Raw genomic sequence first — 16,312 nt, 5'->3', positions numbered from 1 at the left:
CCACCGCCGCGACTGGTCCGGCCCGTGCGACGCCGCCGGCCCGTCCGGCCGTCGCGCCCACCGCATCCGCCAAGCCCGCCGCCGCCGCTGCGCCCGCCCGCCCCGCCGGCCCGGTGATCACCAAGCCGCCGATCCGCAAGCTGGCCAAGGACCTCGGCGTCGACCTCAGCCAGGTGGAACCCACCGGCCGGTTCGGCGACGTGACACGTGAGGACGTGCTGCGCGAGGCCACCCAGGCTAGCGTGTTCCGCAACATCCAGACGCCGGAGTGGCCGACGGACCGCGAGGAGCACATTCCCGTGAAGGGTGTGCGCAAGGTGATCGCGCAGACGATGGTGCGCAGCGCCTTCACCGCGCCGCACGTGAGCCTGTTCGTGGACGTTGACGCCACCCGCACCATGGAGTTCGTCAAGCGGCTCAAGGTCTCCACCGACTTCGCCGGGGTCAAGGTATCGCCGCTGCTGATCATGGCCAAGGCCATGATCTGGGCCGTGCGCCGCAACCCCACCGTCAACTCGGTCTTCACCGACGAGGAGATAGTGATCAAGCACTACGTGAACCTCGGCATCGCCGCGGCCACTCCGCGCGGCCTGATCGTGCCGAACATCAAGGAAGCCCAGGACATGAGCCTTCTCGAGCTGGCCGGCGCCCTCGAGAAGCTCACCATCACGGCGAGGGACGGCAAGACCAGCCCGGCCGAGATGTCCAACGGCACCATCACGATTACCAACATCGGCGTCTTCGGTATGGACACCGGCACGCCGATCCTCAACTCCGGCGAGGCCGGCATCGTGGCGCTGGGCACGATCAAGCTCAAGCCCTGGGTCGTCGACGGTGACGTGCGCCCGCGTTTCGTCACCACCATCGGCGCGAGCTTCGACCACCGCGTGGTCGACGGCGACGTGGCCAGCCGGTTCCTGGCCGACGTGGCCAGCATCATCGAGGAGCCGGCGCTGCTCCTGGAGTAGCCGGCCCGCCGGCGCTTGCGGCGATGGCGGTGCAGCACGTACGCACCGTGGCCGCCTACGCGACCCATCGTCCGATGACGATCGTCCCGTCCAGCGCTTTCGATGTGACCACGCGCGGTATGAGTCCCTGCCGGGCGAAGATCTCCGCGGTCTGCGCGGCCTGGCCCGCGCTGGTCTCCACCAGCAGATGGCCGCCGGGGGTCAGCCACTCCGGGGCCGCCGCCACGAGGCGGCGCTGCACCTCGAGGCCGTCGGGGCCGCCGTCCAGAGCCACCCTGGCCTCGTGCAGCCGGGCCTCTGGCGGCATCCGCTGGATGGCCTCCGTGGGCACGTAGGGGGCGTTGGCCACCAGGACGTCGATCCGCCCGAGCACGGCGCGCGGCAGCGGGGTGAACAGGTCGCCGGTGAGGACACTCCCACCCAGCGGCTCGACGTTGTCCCGGGCACAGGCCGTTGCGGCGGGGTCGATGTCGACGGCGTAGAGCGTCATCCCCGGCTGCCCGACGAGCAGCGCGGCCCCCACGGCGCCCGTCCCGCAGCACATGTCGACCGCCACCGAGCCGGGTCGGATGAGCCGGGCCGAGCGTTGCACCAGCAGGCCGGTGCGGCGGCGAGGCACGAACACGCCCGGCCGCACGGTGATGCGCAGCCCGCAGAACTCCACCCAGCCGAGCACCTGTTCGAGGGGCAGGCCGGATGTGCGCTGGGTGAGCAGCTGCTCCAGTTCGGCCGGTGTGCCGGCGGCCGCCACCAGCAACCGGGCCTCGTCTTCGGCGAAGACGCACCCGGCCGCGCGCAGGCGCTCGATCACCTCGGGAGGGGCAGCGGGGCGCGGCGGCATGCCCAGGCTAGAAGGTGACGGTGGGCAGGAGACGGACCGGGGGAGGCGCATCCGTGCGCAGCCTGGCGTGGGTCTCCACATCGAAGCGCTCGGTGCCGTACTTCAGCTTCTGCCGCTCGACGCCCTCCGCCGCGAAACCCGCCGTGGTGGCGACCCGGCAGGACGCCGGATTGTTGGTGCGATGGCCGAGCTCCAGCCTGTGGAGGCCCTGCTCGGTGAAGGCCCAGTCGGCGATCGAGGCGAGCGCGAGCGTGGCCAGGCCGCGGCCCCTGGCCTCGGCCGAGACCCAGTAGTAGACCCAGCCGGTGCCGTGCCGATGTTCCATGCTGCCGACGCCCACGTTGCCCACCGCTACGCCGTCGACGCTGATCGCGAAGTTTTGTCGCGACACCGTGGCGGGTGCGAGGTTGTCGGTGATGAAACTCTCACAGCGGGTCACCGTGGACAGCTCGATGGCACCGACCTGGGCGGCGAGGTCGCCGCTCACGGTGAAGGCGGTCTGCAGGCTGGCCGCGTCGGCGAGCCGCCAGGGGCGCAACGCCGCCACCGGGGCGGGCGGCACTGACCGGTCACCGCTCGTGGCCCGGCTGGTCCGACCGATGCGTGTGTGTGTGGGCAGGCTCCCGGGCGGGGCGGTGCCCTTTCCGGCTCGTGCTCTCATGGCAACAGAGTAGACGGCGGGCGTCGCCACCGCGAGTTGCCGCAATCTCCCCCTTTGTGGGCACAGTCGCGGCGCCCGGCGTCTCGGCGAACCGGATGCGCGAATCGCGGCGTGGCGGGGGAGGATGGGGCATGGCCTTCGAGAGCACGCCCCTGCGCCGGATCGAGGAAGACCCGCAGCATCCGCGTGCCAGGAACACCTGGCCCGCCACCCTGCCCCCGGTGGCCCAGCTGCTCGACGACGGGCTCGACCTGGGGCCGGCGACGGTCTTCGTCGGAGAGAACGGTGCGGGCAAGTCCACCCTCGTCGAGGCGATCGCCCAGGCGTGGGGGCTCTCGCCCGAGGGCGGCTCCACGGGGGCGCGCAACTCCACCCGGGTCAGCGAATCCTCCCTGCACGACCACCTGCGATTGGTGCGGAGCGCCGGTACCACCCGCCGCGGCTACTTCCTGCGCGCCGAGACGATGCACGGCTTTTTCACCTACCTCGAAGAGAACCCGGGTAGCCGGCCGGAACCGCGCTTCCACGAGATCTCGCACGGTGAGTCCTTCCTCGAGCTGGCCGTCGACAGGTTCAGGGGGCGGGGCCTGTGGGTGCTCGACGAACCCGAGTCCGCCCTGTCCTTCTCCGGCTGCCTGGCGCTACTCGGCCACCTCAAGGCGCTGCTGGCCGGCGGCGGTTCCCAGGTGATCCTCTCGACGCACTCGCCGTTGCTCGCCGCCCTGCCGGGAGCCCGCATCCTCGAGGTCGGCGAGTGGGGCCTGCGGGAGAGGGCCTGGCGTGACCTTGACCTGGTGACGAATTGGGCCAGCTTCCTCGACGCTCCGGAGCGCTACCTGCGGCATCTCTGAACCCGGTTAATGGTTTTGACAATCATTATCAATAGGCGTAGCGTTCCATAGGTGAAGACCCCCAGACTCGTCTTACCCGCCCTGGCCGCCTCCGTGGCCCTCGCGCTGGCCGGATGCTCCGCAACCGCCACCAACGCCGCGGGAGCGGACGGCGACCTCAAGGTTGTCGCCACGACCACCCAGATCGCCGACCTCACCCGCAACGTCGTCGGCGACACCGACGGCGTCACGATCACCCAGCTCATCCAGCCCAATCAGAGTGCGCACAGCTACGACCCGTCGGTCGCCGACCTCACCGCCCTCGGCGCGGCGGATGTGCTCGTGATCAACGGCGTCGGACTCGAGGAATGGCTCGACGACGCGATCGAGGCCTCCGGCTTCGACGGTGTCACCGTCGACTCCGACGAGGGCATCAGCATCCTCGGTGCCGAGGCCGGCCACGAGGACGACGCAGAGCACACCGACGAAGCCACGGACGAAACGACCGGGGAGGCCGAGCACGAACACGCCGGCGGCAACCCGCACATCTGGACCGATGTGAAAAACGCCGAGGCCATGGTCGCTACCATCGCCGACGGTCTGGCCGGTGCCAGCGCCAGCCACGCCGCCGACTTCGAGGCCAACGAGGCCGGCTACGCCGCCCGGCTCGCCGAGCTCGACGGCTGGATCCACGAGAACATCGACCCCGTCCCCGCCGCCGAGCGCCTCCTGGTGAGCAACCACGACGCCTTCGGCTACTTCACCGCCGCCTACGGCATCACCTACGTCGGCAGCGTCATTCCGAGCTTCGACGACAACGCCGAGCCGAGCGCCGCCGAAATCGATGCCCTGGTGGCCGCTGTAAAGTCCACCGGCGTCAAGGCCGTCTTCTCGGAGGCCTCCATCAACCCGAAGGCGGCCGACACCATCGCCGCCGAGGCCGGGGTCGCGGTCTACTCCGGCGACGACGCCCTCTACGGCGACTCGCTCGGCCCGGCTGACAGCGCCGGCGCCACCTACATCGCCACCCAGCTGCACAACGTGAGCCTGATCCTCGAGTCCTGGGGCGTGACGCCCAGCGCCGTACCCGCCGACCTGCAATAGTTGAACAGTGAACGAGAACCCTTCTCAGCAGCGGATGCCCGCACCGCTCGCCCTCCGCGTCTCCGGGGCCTCGTTCGCCTACGCCCAGCGCGACGCCCTGACCGGCATCGACTTCGACCTGCATGCCGGTGAGGCCATCGCCCTGATCGGGCCCAACGGGTCGGGCAAGTCAACCCTGCTCAAGGGCATCCTGGGCCTGATCCACCGCACGGAGGGAACCGTGGAGGTGCTCGGCCAGCCTTCGGCCCCGGCCGGAAGCGTCGGCTACGTGCCGCAGACCGACGAACTCGACCCCGAGTTCCCGGTCAGCCTCGAACAGGTCGTCATGATGGGCCGGTACCGCGAGCTCGGCTGGCTGCGCCTGCCCGGCAAGAAGGACCGCCGGGCAGTAGCGGCGGCCCTGGAGACCGTGGGCCTCGGACGCCTGTCCAAGGTCAGGTTCGGCGAACTCTCCGGCGGTCAGCAACAGCGCGGCCTGCTCGCCCGCGCCGTGGCTGCCGGCCCTCGGCTGCTGCTGCTCGACGAACCCTTCAACGGGCTCGACCAGGCCAACCGGGACGCCCTCGTCGGCACCGTCGAACGACTCAAGGCCGACGGCGTCGCCGTGCTCGTCTCCACCCACGACCTCGAACTGGCCAAGGCGGTCTGCGAGCGGGTGCTGTTACTCAACGGCAGCCAGGTCGCCTTCGGTCCGCGCGAGAGCGTGCTCACCCTCGACAACGTGCAGCGCACCTTCCACGAGGTCGGCGTCGAGATGGACCAGCACACGCTCGTCGTTCCCGGCCACGAAGGTCACTGAATGGCCGACCTGCTCGGGCCCCTCTTAACCGCGTTCACACTGCCCTTCATGGCGCGGGCGTTGGTGGTGCTGCTCGCTCTCAGCCTGGTCGCGGGCATCGTGGGCGTGCTCGTCAACCTGCGCAGCCTCGAATTCATCAGTGACGGCCTCACCCACTCGGTCTTCCCCGGCATCGCCATCGGCTTCGTCTGGGGCGGCCGTGAGGGACTCTTCGTCGGCGCCATGATCGCCGCGGTGCTGGCAGCGGTCGTGCTCACCCTGATCACCCGGCGAGCCGTGTCGGGGGATGCGGCGATCGCGATCGTGTTCACGGCCATGTTCAGCATCGGCATTCTGGTCGTTTCCCGCCAGTCCAACTACGCCGGCCAGCTCGAACAGCTGCTCTTCGGCCGGCTGCTCACGGTGACGCCCGCCGAGGTGACCCAGACCCTGGTCATCTGCGCGATCGCCCTGCTCCTGGTGGCTCTCACCCTCAGGCAGCAGGTCTTCCGCGCGTTCGACCGGGCCGCGTTCGCCGCGGCCGGATACCGGCCGCTGCTGCTCGACCTGGTGCTCAACGTGGCCATCGCCCTCGTGGTGGTCGCCGCGTCGAGCGCCGTCGGCAACCTGCTGGTCCTGGCCGTGCTCATCGTGCCGGGCGCCGTCGCCCGGCTGATCACGGTGCGGCTCTGGGCTCTCTTCCCGCTCGCGGCCGGCTTCGCCGCCCTGTGCGCGTGGGTGGGGCTGACGCTCGGCTTCGAGGCCTCCGTCACCGCCGGCATCGATCTTCCCAGCGGCGCCACCGTGGTACTGGTGCTCGTGGCCGGCTACCTGTTCGTGCTCCTCGGCCGGCTTGCGGTCGACCGGATGCGCCGCCCTGCCCGGCCGGTCACCGAGCTGCAGCCCGAGCCGCGGGCCGAGTCGGTGACCGCCTGATGGTCTACTTCGAGAAGGCCCTGCTCGCCGCGGCCGTGATCGGCGCATTGAGCGGCCTGGTCGGCACCCTGGTGCTGCTGCGGCGGCGCACCTTCTTCGCCCAGGCGCTCACCCACGCCACCTTCCCCGGCGCCGTCGCCGCGGCGCTGCTGGGCGTCAGCATCCCGCTGGGCGCCGCCGTGGCCAGCGCCGTGATCGTGGCCGTGATGGCCCTGCTCGGCCGGGTGCACCGGCAGGGCAGCCAGGTGGCGTCGGGAATCATGCTGACCGCCGGGTTCGCGCTCGGCGTGCTGCTCCAGGCGCTCAATCCGTCGTTGCCCGTGCACGTGGAGACCTACCTGGTCGGCTCGATCCTCACCGTCACCGACGGCGACGTGATCCTGGCCGCCGCGGTGCTCACGGTGGCGGTGGCGGCGGCCGTGCTCTTCGGCAAGGAGATCCTGTTCTCCACCTTCGACCGCACCGGCTTCCGGGCGGCCGGCTACCGGGAGTGGCCCATCGAACTCCTCACCCTTGTTCTCATCACCGCCACCATCGTCACGGCGATGCCCGCAGTGGGCGCCATCCTCGCTATCGCCCTGATCGCCGCCCCAGCCGCTGCGGCCCGGCTGCTGGTGCGAACCGCGGCGGGCATCGTCGTGCTCGCGCCCCTCATCGGTGCCGGATCCGGGGTCGTCGGCGTGCTGCTGTCCCGCTCCCTCGACGTCGCGGCAGGGCCGGCCATCGCACTCACCGCCGCCGCCTGCTTCCTCCTCGCACTGGGGGCGCGTTCGCTACGCGCCCGCGCCGGAGGGGTACACGCACCCGGCCGGGCGGTATTACGGTTGGACTCATGAAGCGAAACACCTGGCAGAGAGAGGCCGTGCGTACCGAGCTCGGCCGTGCCGAGGGGTTCGTCAGCGCCCAGGGCCTGCACTCCGCCCTGCACACCAGCGGCTCCCCGATCGGCCTGGCCACGGTCTACCGTGCGCTGGCCGACCTGGCCCTGGAAGGCGACGCCGATTCGCTGCAGTCGCCGGACGGCGAGAGCCTGTACCGGGCCTGCAGCACCACAGACCACCACCACCACCTGATTTGCCGCAACTGTGGTCTCACGGTGGAGATCGAGGTGGACGCCATCGAGAACTGGGCCACCGAGGAGGCGTCGAAGCACGGTTTCACCGAAGCCGCCCACGTCATCGACATCTTCGGCCTCTGCGCGGCCTGCACCGCGCTTGCATCAGACCGTCCCACCCCGTAGGCTGGGTAGCTGCTGCGCATATCTGTGCGTGCATTGCTTGTTCGTGACTTTTCCTCCCACCGAATCAGCCGCTGAAACTCACCTTTCGGCAGGCCGATTCCGGGCGGAATCCATCGCGAATCGGCCGACAAGAGATCTTGGGAAGGGCATTCGCCCTTCGGTATTGGAGGAAAACCATGGCAGCAACCTGCCAGGTGACCGGAGCCGTTCCCGGCTTTGGGCACAACATTTCGCACTCGCACCGGCGCACCAAGCGTCGTTTCGACCCGAACGTGCAGACCAAGAAGTACTTCGTGCCGTCGCTTCGCCGCAACGTCACGTTGACCCTCTCGGCAAAGGGCATCAAGGTTATTGATGCTCGCGGCATTGAGTCGGTCGTCAAGGACCTGCTCGCACGTGGGGAGAAAATCTAATGGCTAAGGCTCAGGACGTACGTCCGATCATCAAGCTGCGTTCGACGGCAGGAACCGGTTACACCTACGTGACCAAGAAGAACCGTCGCAACAACCCCGACCGTCTCGTACTCAAGAAGTACGACCCCGTAGTGCGCAAGCACGTTGACTTCCGTGAGGAGCGCTAAAAATGGCGAAGAAGAGCATGATTGCCAAGAACAACCAGCGCAAGGTTATCGTCGAGCGCTACGCCGTCAAGCGACTTGAGCTGAAGAAGGCTCTTGTCGACCCGGCCGGCACCGACGAGTCCCGCGAAGAGGCTCGCAAGGGCCTCCAGAAGCTGCCCCGCAACGCCTCGCCGGTGCGCCTGCGCAACCGCGACGCGGTTGACGGTCGTCCCCGTGGCCACCTCTCCAAGTTCGGCATCTCGCGCGTTCGTTTCCGCGACATGGCGCACCGCGGCGAGCTGCCCGGCATCACCAAGTCCAGCTGGTAACCAGCTACTGATCGTGTAAACGGTCTGTGCATAGAAAAGCTATGCAGTATCCACAGGGGATGTCCGACTTCGGTCGGCATCCCCTGTTCTGCGTCCACGGGTCGGCATCCCCCGGCGGCCCCGTACGGGGGCGTACAGTTCGCGCACAGCATAAACACACCCCAATCCACCGGTCAAAGCGGCCCGAAACGCCGTAAATCCGCGGATTTCCGCGGATCAATGCTAGATTCAACGCGGTCGAACCGACCAACGGAGGCGTTTTCTCAAACGCGCCCGCTTCACGTGAACACCTGTTTTTTACAGACGAAGGTCCGAGGAGGACACTCAATGGCTGACAAGTCGCTGAACAAGACCGAGCTCGTTGCCAAGGTTGCCGCAGACTCTGGCCAGAGCCAGGCTGCTGTCGACGGCGTTCTGAACGCTTTCTTTGCAACCCTCGCCGACACCGTTGCGAACGACGGCAAGGTCACCATCCCGGGATGGCTCGGCGTCGAGCGCACCGCAACCGCTGCTCGCACCGGCCGCAACCCCCAGACCGGCGAAGAGATCGCCATTGCTGCCGGCCACCGTGTCAAGCTGACCGCTGGTAGCAAGCTCAAGGCTGCCGCCAAGTAGGTTTCAGCTTTCGTAGTAGAGGTGGGCGTCGACTTCGGTCGGCGCCCACCGCTCGTTAACCAGCGCCGTTTAGCCAGCACCGTCTAACCGGTGCCGTCCGAATGCGCGGCGGCCGGCCGCGACCGGTTCACCTTCGCCCGCCGGTTAAGCTGGAGGGGTGCTCCGTTATGTTCGAATCGTCGGGCCGGCAGCCCTGCTGCTGGCCGCGATTGTGGCGACGCTGGCGGGCCTGGCCTACGGCGGAGGCGCCGAGGCCCAGCTGCTCGCCGATCCCGGCGCCCTGGTGCGGTGGGGTCTTCCGGTGGCCAAGCTGCTCGTCAACCTCGCCGCGGCCGGCACCATCGGTGCGCTGGTGTTCACCTGCTTCGCCCTCAGCCCCAAGGAGCGCGAGTATGGCACCGCCATCGACCTGGCCGCCGGCTCGGCCGCCGTCCTCACCATCGCGTCAGCGATCACGGGCTTCCTCACCTTCCTGCAGGTGACCAATGCCACGGTCAGCTTCGACGACAGGTTCAGCGCCACCGTCGGTCAGTTCTTCAGCCAGATCGAGATCGGCCAGGCGTGGCTGACCACCACCCTGATCGCCGCGGCCGTCACCGTGCTCTGCTTCGCCGTGCGCAACCAGACCGCGCTGGTTTTCGTCACCGTGCTCGCCCTGCTCGCGCTGCTGCCGATGGCCCAGCAGGGCCACTCCGCCGGCGCAGAGGGCCACGACGCGGCGATCACGGCGTTGGGACTGCACCTGGTCTTCGCCGCCGTGTGGCTGGGCGGACTGCTCACCATCATCCTGCTGCACACGCAGCTCTCGTCTGCGCGCCTGCGTGAGGTCATCGGCCGGTATTCCAGCCTCGCGCTGGTCAGCTTCGTGGTCGTCTCCGCCTCCGGCTACGTCAGCGCCGAGCTGCGCGTGGGCGGTTGGGATCGGCTGCTCACCGGCTACGGCGTCCTGGTGCTCGTCAAGGTGGCCCTGCTGCTGGTGCTCGGCGGCTTCGGCGTGCTGCAACGCCGGTACCTGATCGGCAGGATGCGCACCGGCGCCGGTCGCACCTACACATTCTTCTGGTGGCTCGTGGTGGGCGAAATCGCGTTCATGGGCCTGGCCAGCGGCGTGGCCGCGGCCCTCGCCAGGACGGCCACCCCGGTAGCCCAGGTGGTCACCACGGCGATCCCCACCGCCACCCCGGCCCAGATCCTCACCGGCGAGCCGCTGCCGCCGGAGCTCACCTTCGCCAAGTACTTCACCGAGTGGAACTTCGATCTCGCCTGGGTGCTGTTCTGCGCGTTCGGCATCTTCTTTTACCTCGCCGGCGTGTGGCGGCTGCACCGCCGTGGCGACACCTGGCCGCTGCACCGCACCATCCTCTGGGTGGTCGGCATGGTCACCCTGTTCTACATCACCAACGGCGGCGTGAACGTCTACGAGAAGTACCTCTTCTCCACGCACATGCTCGCGCACATGGCCCTCACGATGCTGGTGCCGGTGCTGCTGGTTCCCGGCGCCCCGGTCACCCTGGCGGCCCGCGCCATCCGGATGCGCCGCGACGGCAGCCGGGGACCGCGCGAGTGGATCCTGCTGGCCGTGCACTCGCGCTTCGCCGGCGTGATCTCGAACCCGATCGTGGCCGCGGTGCTCTTCGCCGGGTCGCTGTGGGTGTTTTACTACACACTGCTGTTCAGCTGGGCGACGACCGACCACATCGGCCACCAGTGGATGATCGTGCATTTCCTGATCACCGGGTACCTGTTCGTGCAGTCGCTGATCGGCATCGACCCGGTGCCCTTCCGGCTCCCGTACACCTTCAGGCTGCTGTTGCTGCTGGGCACCATGGCATTCCACGCCTTCTTCGGCCTGGCCCTGATGACCGGCACCGGTCTGCTCCTGGCGGACTGGTACGGCGCCATGGGCCGTGACTGGGGGCTCAGCGCGCTGGCCGACCAGCAGGCCGGCGGTGGCATCGCCTGGAGCGTCGGCGAGATCCCGACCATCGCCCTGGCCATCATCGTGGCCATTCAGTGGGGGCGCAGCGACGAGAAGGAAACCAAGCGCCGGGACCGCAATGCCGACCGCACCGGCGAGGCCGAGCTCAACGACTACAACGACCGCCTCGCCCGCCTGGCCGCGCACGACCGTTAGCGCCGGAGACCGTCCCTGAGGGCCGGTGCCGCTAGCGCAGCTGGATGGCCAGGGCGCCGTCGGGCTGGATCGTGACGGTGAGGGCCACCGAGAACGGCACATCCTCATCGCGGGTGCTGAGATCGCCGTCGTACAGTGACTGCTCGTCGACCACGATGTGAGCCTGGCCGTCGGTGCTAAGCATGTCGAAAGCCGTGTCGCCGCCAGTCAGGGCGACCTCCGGGTACTGCGCGATCGACCAGGCCGGGGCGGACTTGACCCGGTTGTCGATCTCGATGCCGAAGGGGCAGCTCGACGGTTGCAGCACGTGCTGGGTGGCGCACTCGTCGAGAAACTCATTGAGCTTGGCCTGAACCTGGCCGGTGAAGGTCTTGTTGGGTACCGCGTCGACCGTGACGTCAACGGCGCCGGAGGCGACGACGGGCACACTCTGCTCGGGCGCGGTGAGCAACGCGGAATCGTGGGAGACGTCGTAGACCGCCGGGGCGAAGGCCAGGTAGGCACCCTGGTTCGAGAACGTGATCGGAGCGTCGGCCGCGGCATGCGCCCGGGTGTCGAGGGTGAGGCCGTTGACGGAGAAGTCGGCCTCGTGCAACACCGTCACCTGCAGCACCGCCAGGGGACTTGAGGCGAAACCCCAGGTGCTGAACAGGCCGGCCACGGTTCCGAGGCGTTCCACGGTGAACTCCATCGAGGTTTTCGTGCCGTCCAGGCGGAAGTCGAACACCACGGTGTGCAGGCTTTTCTGGGCCTCCTCGGTGTTCGCGGAACTGGCCGTATCGCTGACGAATTCGACATCGGTGATCGAGCCGAGCACCGAAGGGCGCAGCAGCGTGCGCGGCAGGTCCTGGGGGAGGCCGGCCGCTTCGAGATCGGCATCCGTCGGCTCGGCGCCGGGGAGTGCCAGTGCGGTGTCGGTGTTGTGAGTGGCCAGAGCGTCAAGGTATTGCCGCACGAAACCGCCGGCGCTGTACAGATCGCGGTTGAGAGCGCCGATACTGGCGACCAGGGCGGCGCCGAGCAAGGCGCAGACAACGAACACTGCGATCGCGGCACGCAGATAGCGCGCTCGCCGCACCCCGTTTCCGACCCCGTAGCTCACCTCCACATACTACGGGGCCGGCTTCGGCGTTCGCGCTGGACGGTGCACCACAGGGCTGCCGTTGACGCTCTCCGGAGCTAGAATCCCTGCATCACCAAGGACATGATCATCGTGAACACTCCACGATCGCAGCATCGGGCGCCCCTTGTGGCGCTGCTTCTACTGGGCTCCCTCGCAGCCTGCAGCCCCGGTTCGTCGCCGTCACCGACGTCACCAGCCACTCGACCTGCGCAACGCCTCCGGCGAGGTGATGCTCACGCAGCAGGCTACAGCGGAGAGCGGATCGGAGGAATCGAACTTCGATGCAACGATCACGATTCCCGCCGACCTGCCCGGCGGGTTCTACGACCTTGTCGCCTACGACAACAGCGCACAGGACGGCAGCATCCAGAACGAGTTCCCGGTGCAGATCGAGGTGAGGTAGCTCCGCCGCACGCTCGGCGGCAGGCGAGTTATCCACCGGCCGGCCGCCGGGTGGGTCGCTGGGTGCCGGGCGGATACAGTGGAAGGTGTTCAGGGCCGGCTTCGAGCCGCTACGCTCATACGCCCCCGCTTCCTACCAGTGAAAGATTCCCGTGACTGCGCTTCCCCCCGAGATTCCGCTTTCGCGCGAGCAGGCCGAGGTGTTCGCAGCCATCGAGGGCACCAAGCAGAACGTCTTTGTCACCGGCCGGGCCGGTACCGGTAAGTCCACGCTGCTTAATCACCTCTCCTGGAACACCAGCAAGCAGATCGTCATCGCGGCGCCGACCGGTGTCGCCGCCCTGAATGTGGGCGGCCAGACCCTGCACTCGTTATTCCGGCTGCCGATCGGCGTCATCGCCGATCATGCCATCGACCAGAACGACCAGCTGCGCAAACTGCTCAACACGATCGACACCGTGGTCATCGATGAGGTCTCCATGGTCAACGCCGACCTGATGGACGCCATCGACCGCAGCCTCCGTCAGGCCAGGCAACGCCCGCACGACACGTTCGGAGGCGTGCAGATCGTGCTCTTCGGCGACCCGTACCAGCTCGCTCCAGTGCCGGGGGACCCCGAGGAGCGTGCCTACTTCGCCGACACTTACCGCTCGATGTGGTTCTTCGACGCGAAGGTGTGGCAGAGCGCCGAGCTGAAGATCTTCGAACTCACCGAGATCCACCGCCAGCACGACGCCGGCTTCAAGACGATGCTCAATGCGGTGCGCTATGGCCAGGTGACCCCCGAGATCGGTGGGGCGCTGAACGGTGCGGGCGCCCGCACCCCGCCGACCGAGGGCGTCATCACGCTGGCCACCCGCAATGACGCGGTCAACCGCATCAATGCTGCCGCGCTCAAACGGTTGTCCGGCAAGTCCCTGTCGGCCAAGGCCGAGGTCACCGGAGACTTCGGCGGACGCACCTACCCGGCCGACGAGGTCCTCGAGCTCAAGGTCGGCGCCCAGGTGATGTTCCTGCGCAACGACAACCCGCTCGACGGCGGTCCCCGCTGGGTGAACGGCACCATCGGCACCGTGACGCGGGTCGATTCCACCGTGTACGTCGACATCGACGGCATCACCCACGAGGTGGAGCCCACGGTGTGGGAGAAGTTCAAATACACCTACAACGCGGCGACGAAAAAGCTCAGCAAGGACGTCGTGGCCGAATTCACCCAGTTCCCGCTCCGGCTGGCCTGGGCTGTCACGATCCACAAGTCGCAGGGCGCCACCTACGAGCGGGCCATCGTGGACCTCGGCACGCGGGTGTTCAGCCCCGGCCAGACGTATGTGGCGCTGAGCCGGCTGACCAGCCTGAACGGCCTATACCTCACCCGGCCGCTGCGCCCGAGCGACATCATCGTAGACGAGAACGTGCTCCGCTTCATGGAGGGTCTGCGCGTCACCCCGGCCGTCGAGGGTGCCTGACCCTTCCCGGACAACTGAGGCGGCGCGAGCGACACGTCCCCGCGCGCACCATTCGCTCAGTATTGCACCGACCCGGCTTCGCGGCGCCTCGGGCGCGACGAGCGCCGGCTCTGGGTACACTCCCCGCAAAGGGCTCTTCCGGCATTCCCCGCGGGGGTGGAATGCAGGGGGCACGGGATGGGCATCGGGTCGTCATGACAGGTCAACACGCACGACAGCGCGCCGGACTTCAGCGGAGCCGAACCGGGCGAGGGGGCAGGCCGTGCCGGCGGCGTCGACGGCCGTCGGCGGCCGGGCTGGCCCTGCTGTCTGTGAGTCTGGTGCTTCCCCTGGCGGGATGTGTGGATGCCCCGGTGCTGTTCCCCGTCGGCCCGGACACCGCGTCGGGCGCGCTGGCCTCCGAGACCGTCGCGGCGCTTGACGCGGCGCTGGCCGAGGGGATGGATCTTGCCGGTGCAACCGGCGCAATCGCGGGCGTCTGGGCGCCGTGGACGGGCCAGTGGCTGGCCAGCCCGGGCACCGTGGGGGCCGGAATCGACCCCGCGACCGGCCGCCCGGCCGGCGGCGGAGCGCTTGATACCGGCATGCGATTTCGCATCGGCACCCTGACGGGCGCGATGACCTGCACGGTGCTGCTCCGGCTCGTGGACGAGCAGAGCGTGGGCCTGGACGACCCGGTGTCGCAGTACCTGCCCCGGCTGCCCGGAGTGCAGGGCATCACCCTGCGTCAGCTGTGCCAGAGCACCGCGGGCCTCGGCCATCCGGACCTCGAGCCCCAGTTCGTCAACAATCCCACCCGGCAGTGGCCACCACTCGAACTCGTTTCCGGCGGGCTCGGGTCCACCAGGATCGGGCAGCCCGGTCGGGTCTGGACCTTGTCCAACGCCGGCGTGCAGCTTCTCGGGATGGCGTTGGAGGAAGCAACGGGAGACAGCTGGCCGGAGCTCTACCGGAGGTACGTGTTCGAGCCGTTGGGGCTGCGCGACACGTCGTATCCCGATTCTCAGGACACCGACCTCCCTGGCGCCCACCCGCACGGCTGGGCCGCCACCCTCGAGAGCGGCGGCACCCCGGACTGCACGCGTCCGGTCGACGTGACGCAACTGTCCAACTCCATGAGCGGGGTGGCCGGCGGAGCCGTGTCCACCCTGGGCGATCTCAAGACCTGGTCGCAGGCGCTGGCCACCGGGGGCTTGCTCACTCCCGGCGCGGTGGCTCAGCAGTGGCGGACCGTGCGTGAAGAGGGCGCACCGGAATGGCGGCGGTATGGGCTGGGGGCCGAGCAACTGGGTCCGATGCGCGGCGGTGCCGGCGCGATCCCCGGCTTCCTGTCGGCGACGCTCTCCGACCCGGAAAGCGGCCTGACAGTAGTGGTGATGGTGAACGATTCCAGTGCGGGCGCAGAGTTCGCCCTGGCCCTGGCGCAACGCCTGGCGGCGATCGCTGCCGGGGCACCCGCATCGGATGGACGGTCGGATGCGGGGATCGAGCTGCCCTGGACGGCGGAGGAGGCGACGGTCCAGATGCGCGTGAACGCGGTCTGCCCGACCGGCGCCGCCGTGAATCAGGCGGCGTCGGTCGGGTGAGCGCCGGGAGCCTACTTCTTGAAGGCGTCCTTGATGTTCTCGCCGGCCTGCTTGACGTTGGCGCCAGCCTGGTCGGAGCGGCCCTCCGCGACCTTGGAGTCGTCGTTGGTCACTTTTCCGAGGGCTTCCTTTGCCTTGCCCTTGAGGTCCTGGGCGGTGTTCTCGGCCTTGTCTGATGCACTCATCGTGTTCTCTCTTTCTCTTGGGGGTGGTCTGGATGGTCGGATTGGTTGTGGGTGGCGTTTAGGGGCCGGTTCGGCCCGTCGGGTGGATCAGGACCGTGGGACGAAGTGACGGTCGCAACGGGTCGTGCGTGATGGCCTCGACATCATGTCGCACCCGGCGGTCGGGCTGCAGCGCCGCCAGTACGAGAACCGTGCCCACGCCCACCACCAGGATCACCATGGCCGGTGTACTCAGGTTGACCTGGCCCAGGTAGCGCAGGACATCACCGGGGGCAGCGATCAGCGGGGGCCGGTCGAGCAGGGCGAGGAGGAGTTCGGCGCCGCTGTACAGGCATCCGGCGATGATGACCGAGGCCAGGGCGATGGCCACGACCGACCACGACGAGGGTATCTCCCGGCGCGGCTGCTGCGTGTAGGTGGACCGGGTGGCCCGGCCCACCGGGTGAGGCAGCTGCAGGGCCGCCACGGCCTGGCGCGCGGGGAGCGTGCCGGGTGCCGAGGGGGTGGTGGTGCGGGTCATGGATTGTCGTTCCTTTGCGGTGTCGTGCGGAGGGG

The 16,312-nt window shown here is 68.6% G+C and carries 20 protein-coding genes; 15 read left to right on the top strand and 5 right to left on the bottom strand.

The window, feature by feature from the left end:
- Window positions 1–968 (top strand): dihydrolipoamide acetyltransferase family protein (locus E3O42_RS13735; protein WP_134454473.1); only part of this gene is annotated, 968 nt, incomplete at its 5' end.
- Between the two features lie 55 nt (window positions 969–1,023).
- Here E3O42_RS13735 and E3O42_RS13730 read toward each other — a convergent pair.
- Window positions 1,024–1,809, bottom strand: coding sequence for a putative protein N(5)-glutamine methyltransferase (locus E3O42_RS13730; protein WP_134454472.1), 786 nt, complete (start codon window positions 1,807–1,809; stop codon window positions 1,024–1,026).
- 7 nt (window positions 1,810–1,816) lie between these two features.
- On the bottom strand, window positions 1,817–2,470 hold the full coding sequence (locus tag E3O42_RS13725) for a GNAT family N-acetyltransferase (RefSeq protein ID WP_134454471.1): 654 nt from the start codon (window positions 2,468–2,470) through the stop codon (window positions 1,817–1,819).
- Between the two features lie 131 nt (window positions 2,471–2,601).
- Here E3O42_RS13725 and E3O42_RS13720 point away from each other — a divergent pair, with 131 nt between their 5' ends.
- From E3O42_RS13720 to E3O42_RS13670, 11 genes are all read left to right on the top strand, one after another.
- Window positions 2,602–3,321 (top strand): AAA family ATPase, encoded by a 720-nt coding sequence (locus E3O42_RS13720; protein WP_134454470.1) that lies wholly within the window; start codon window positions 2,602–2,604, stop codon window positions 3,319–3,321.
- Between the two features lie 51 nt (window positions 3,322–3,372).
- The gene (locus E3O42_RS13715) at window positions 3,373–4,404 is read left to right on the top strand and encodes a metal ABC transporter substrate-binding protein (protein WP_134454469.1); all 1,032 of its coding nucleotides are present in this window, start codon (window positions 3,373–3,375) and stop codon (window positions 4,402–4,404) included.
- 7 nt (window positions 4,405–4,411) lie between these two features.
- Window positions 4,412–5,203, top strand: coding sequence for a metal ABC transporter ATP-binding protein (locus E3O42_RS13710; protein ID WP_241984834.1), 792 nt, complete (start codon window positions 4,412–4,414; stop codon window positions 5,201–5,203).
- Window positions 5,204–5,251: 48 nt separating this feature from the next.
- Window positions 5,252–6,118, top strand: a complete 867-nt coding sequence (locus E3O42_RS13705) for a metal ABC transporter permease (protein ID WP_241984833.1) — start codon at window positions 5,252–5,254, stop codon at window positions 6,116–6,118.
- Complete coding sequence (locus E3O42_RS13700) at window positions 6,118–6,954, top strand: metal ABC transporter permease (protein WP_134454467.1); 837 nt, start codon at window positions 6,118–6,120, stop codon at window positions 6,952–6,954. Before E3O42_RS13705 ends, E3O42_RS13700 begins: the two co-directional genes overlap by 1 nt.
- Window positions 6,951–7,358 (top strand): Fur family transcriptional regulator, encoded by a 408-nt coding sequence (locus E3O42_RS13695; protein ID WP_134454466.1) that lies wholly within the window; start codon window positions 6,951–6,953, stop codon window positions 7,356–7,358. The genes E3O42_RS13700 and E3O42_RS13695 overlap by 4 nt, the downstream gene beginning before the upstream one ends.
- A 176-nt stretch (window positions 7,359–7,534) precedes the next feature.
- Complete coding sequence (gene rpmB, locus E3O42_RS13690; RefSeq protein ID WP_066598603.1) at window positions 7,535–7,771, top strand: 50S ribosomal protein L28; 237 nt, start codon at window positions 7,535–7,537, stop codon at window positions 7,769–7,771.
- A complete protein-coding gene (gene rpmG, locus E3O42_RS13685) occupies window positions 7,771–7,938 on the top strand; it encodes a 50S ribosomal protein L33 (RefSeq protein WP_066598602.1) in 168 nt (55 codons plus the stop codon). Before rpmB ends, rpmG begins: the two co-directional genes overlap by 1 nt.
- 2 nt (window positions 7,939–7,940) lie before the next feature.
- Complete coding sequence (rpsN, locus tag E3O42_RS13680; RefSeq protein ID WP_104164519.1) at window positions 7,941–8,246, top strand: 30S ribosomal protein S14; 306 nt, start codon at window positions 7,941–7,943, stop codon at window positions 8,244–8,246.
- Between the two features lie 327 nt (window positions 8,247–8,573).
- Entirely contained in the window at window positions 8,574–8,861 is a 288-nt protein-coding gene (locus E3O42_RS13675) for an HU family DNA-binding protein (RefSeq protein WP_066598601.1), read from the top strand.
- Between the two features lie 157 nt (window positions 8,862–9,018).
- Entirely contained in the window at window positions 9,019–10,995 is a 1,977-nt protein-coding gene (locus tag E3O42_RS13670) for a bifunctional copper resistance protein CopD/cytochrome c oxidase assembly protein (RefSeq protein ID WP_174844271.1), read from the top strand.
- Window positions 10,996–11,026: 31 nt separating this feature from the next.
- Here the strand turns inward: E3O42_RS13670 and E3O42_RS13665 are convergent, their stop codons facing one another.
- Entirely contained in the window at window positions 11,027–12,097 is a 1,071-nt protein-coding gene (locus E3O42_RS13665; RefSeq protein ID WP_134454465.1) for a hypothetical protein, read from the bottom strand.
- Between the two features lie 145 nt (window positions 12,098–12,242).
- Here E3O42_RS13665 and E3O42_RS18770 point away from each other — a divergent pair, with 145 nt between their 5' ends.
- The 3 genes from E3O42_RS18770 to E3O42_RS13650 all read left to right on the top strand — a co-directional run bounded on the left by E3O42_RS18770 (window position 12,243) and on the right by E3O42_RS13650 (window position 15,572).
- Window positions 12,243–12,521 carry a Gmad2 immunoglobulin-like domain-containing protein gene (locus E3O42_RS18770; protein ID WP_255455111.1) on the top strand — a complete coding sequence of 93 codons (279 nt, stop codon included), beginning with the start codon at window positions 12,243–12,245 and terminating at the stop codon, window positions 12,519–12,521.
- 151 nt (window positions 12,522–12,672) lie between these two features.
- Window positions 12,673–13,986, top strand: a complete 1,314-nt coding sequence (locus E3O42_RS13655) for an ATP-dependent DNA helicase (protein ID WP_241984832.1) — start codon at window positions 12,673–12,675, stop codon at window positions 13,984–13,986.
- Between the two features lie 353 nt (window positions 13,987–14,339).
- A complete protein-coding gene (locus tag E3O42_RS13650) occupies window positions 14,340–15,572 on the top strand; it encodes a serine hydrolase domain-containing protein (protein ID WP_166788004.1) in 1,233 nt (410 codons plus the stop codon).
- Window positions 15,573–15,583: 11 nt separating this feature from the next.
- Here E3O42_RS13650 and E3O42_RS13645 read toward each other — a convergent pair whose 3' ends face one another.
- Window positions 15,584–15,757 (bottom strand): CsbD family protein, encoded by a 174-nt coding sequence (locus E3O42_RS13645; RefSeq protein WP_134454462.1) that lies wholly within the window; start codon window positions 15,755–15,757, stop codon window positions 15,584–15,586.
- A gap of 58 nt (window positions 15,758–15,815) precedes the next feature.
- On the bottom strand, window positions 15,816–16,277 hold the full coding sequence (locus tag E3O42_RS13640; RefSeq protein WP_134454461.1) for a hypothetical protein: 462 nt from the start codon (window positions 16,275–16,277) through the stop codon (window positions 15,816–15,818).
- Window positions 16,278–16,312 lie beyond the last annotated feature (35 nt).

Source organism: Cryobacterium adonitolivorans, from assembly GCF_004402695.1.
GTDB lineage: Bacteria > Actinomycetota > Actinomycetes > Actinomycetales > Microbacteriaceae > Cryobacterium > Cryobacterium adonitolivorans.
This window is presented reverse-complemented; position numbering and strand designations above follow the sequence as displayed.

Excerpts from the sequence above, each read along its gene's own strand:
- rpmG (WP_066598602.1), top strand. The coding sequence starts at position 7,771 with ATGGCTAAGGCTCAGGACGTACGTCCGATCATCAAGCTGCGTTCGACG.
- E3O42_RS13705 (WP_241984833.1), top strand. The coding sequence starts at position 5,252 with ATGGCGCGGGCGTTGGTGGTGCTGCTCGCTCTCAGCCTGGTCGCGGGC.
- E3O42_RS13700 (WP_134454467.1), top strand. The coding sequence starts at position 6,118 with ATGGTCTACTTCGAGAAGGCCCTGCTCGCCGCGGCCGTGATCGGCGCA.
- E3O42_RS13640 (WP_134454461.1), bottom strand. The coding sequence starts at position 16,277 with ATGACCCGCACCACCACCCCCTCGGCACCCGGCACGCTCCCCGCGCGC.
- E3O42_RS13645 (WP_134454462.1), bottom strand. The coding sequence starts at position 15,757 with ATGAGTGCATCAGACAAGGCCGAGAACACCGCCCAGGACCTCAAGGGC.
- E3O42_RS13695 (WP_134454466.1), top strand. The coding sequence starts at position 6,951 with ATGAAGCGAAACACCTGGCAGAGAGAGGCCGTGCGTACCGAGCTCGGC.
- E3O42_RS13730 (WP_134454472.1), bottom strand. The coding sequence starts at position 1,809 with ATGCCGCCGCGCCCCGCTGCCCCTCCCGAGGTGATCGAGCGCCTGCGC.
- E3O42_RS13675 (WP_066598601.1), top strand. The coding sequence starts at position 8,574 with ATGGCTGACAAGTCGCTGAACAAGACCGAGCTCGTTGCCAAGGTTGCC.
- E3O42_RS13720 (WP_134454470.1), top strand. The coding sequence starts at position 2,602 with ATGGCCTTCGAGAGCACGCCCCTGCGCCGGATCGAGGAAGACCCGCAG.
- rpsN (WP_104164519.1), top strand. The coding sequence starts at position 7,941 with ATGGCGAAGAAGAGCATGATTGCCAAGAACAACCAGCGCAAGGTTATC.
- E3O42_RS13725 (WP_134454471.1), bottom strand. The coding sequence starts at position 2,470 with ATGAGAGCACGAGCCGGAAAGGGCACCGCCCCGCCCGGGAGCCTGCCC.
- rpmB (WP_066598603.1), top strand. The coding sequence starts at position 7,535 with ATGGCAGCAACCTGCCAGGTGACCGGAGCCGTTCCCGGCTTTGGGCAC.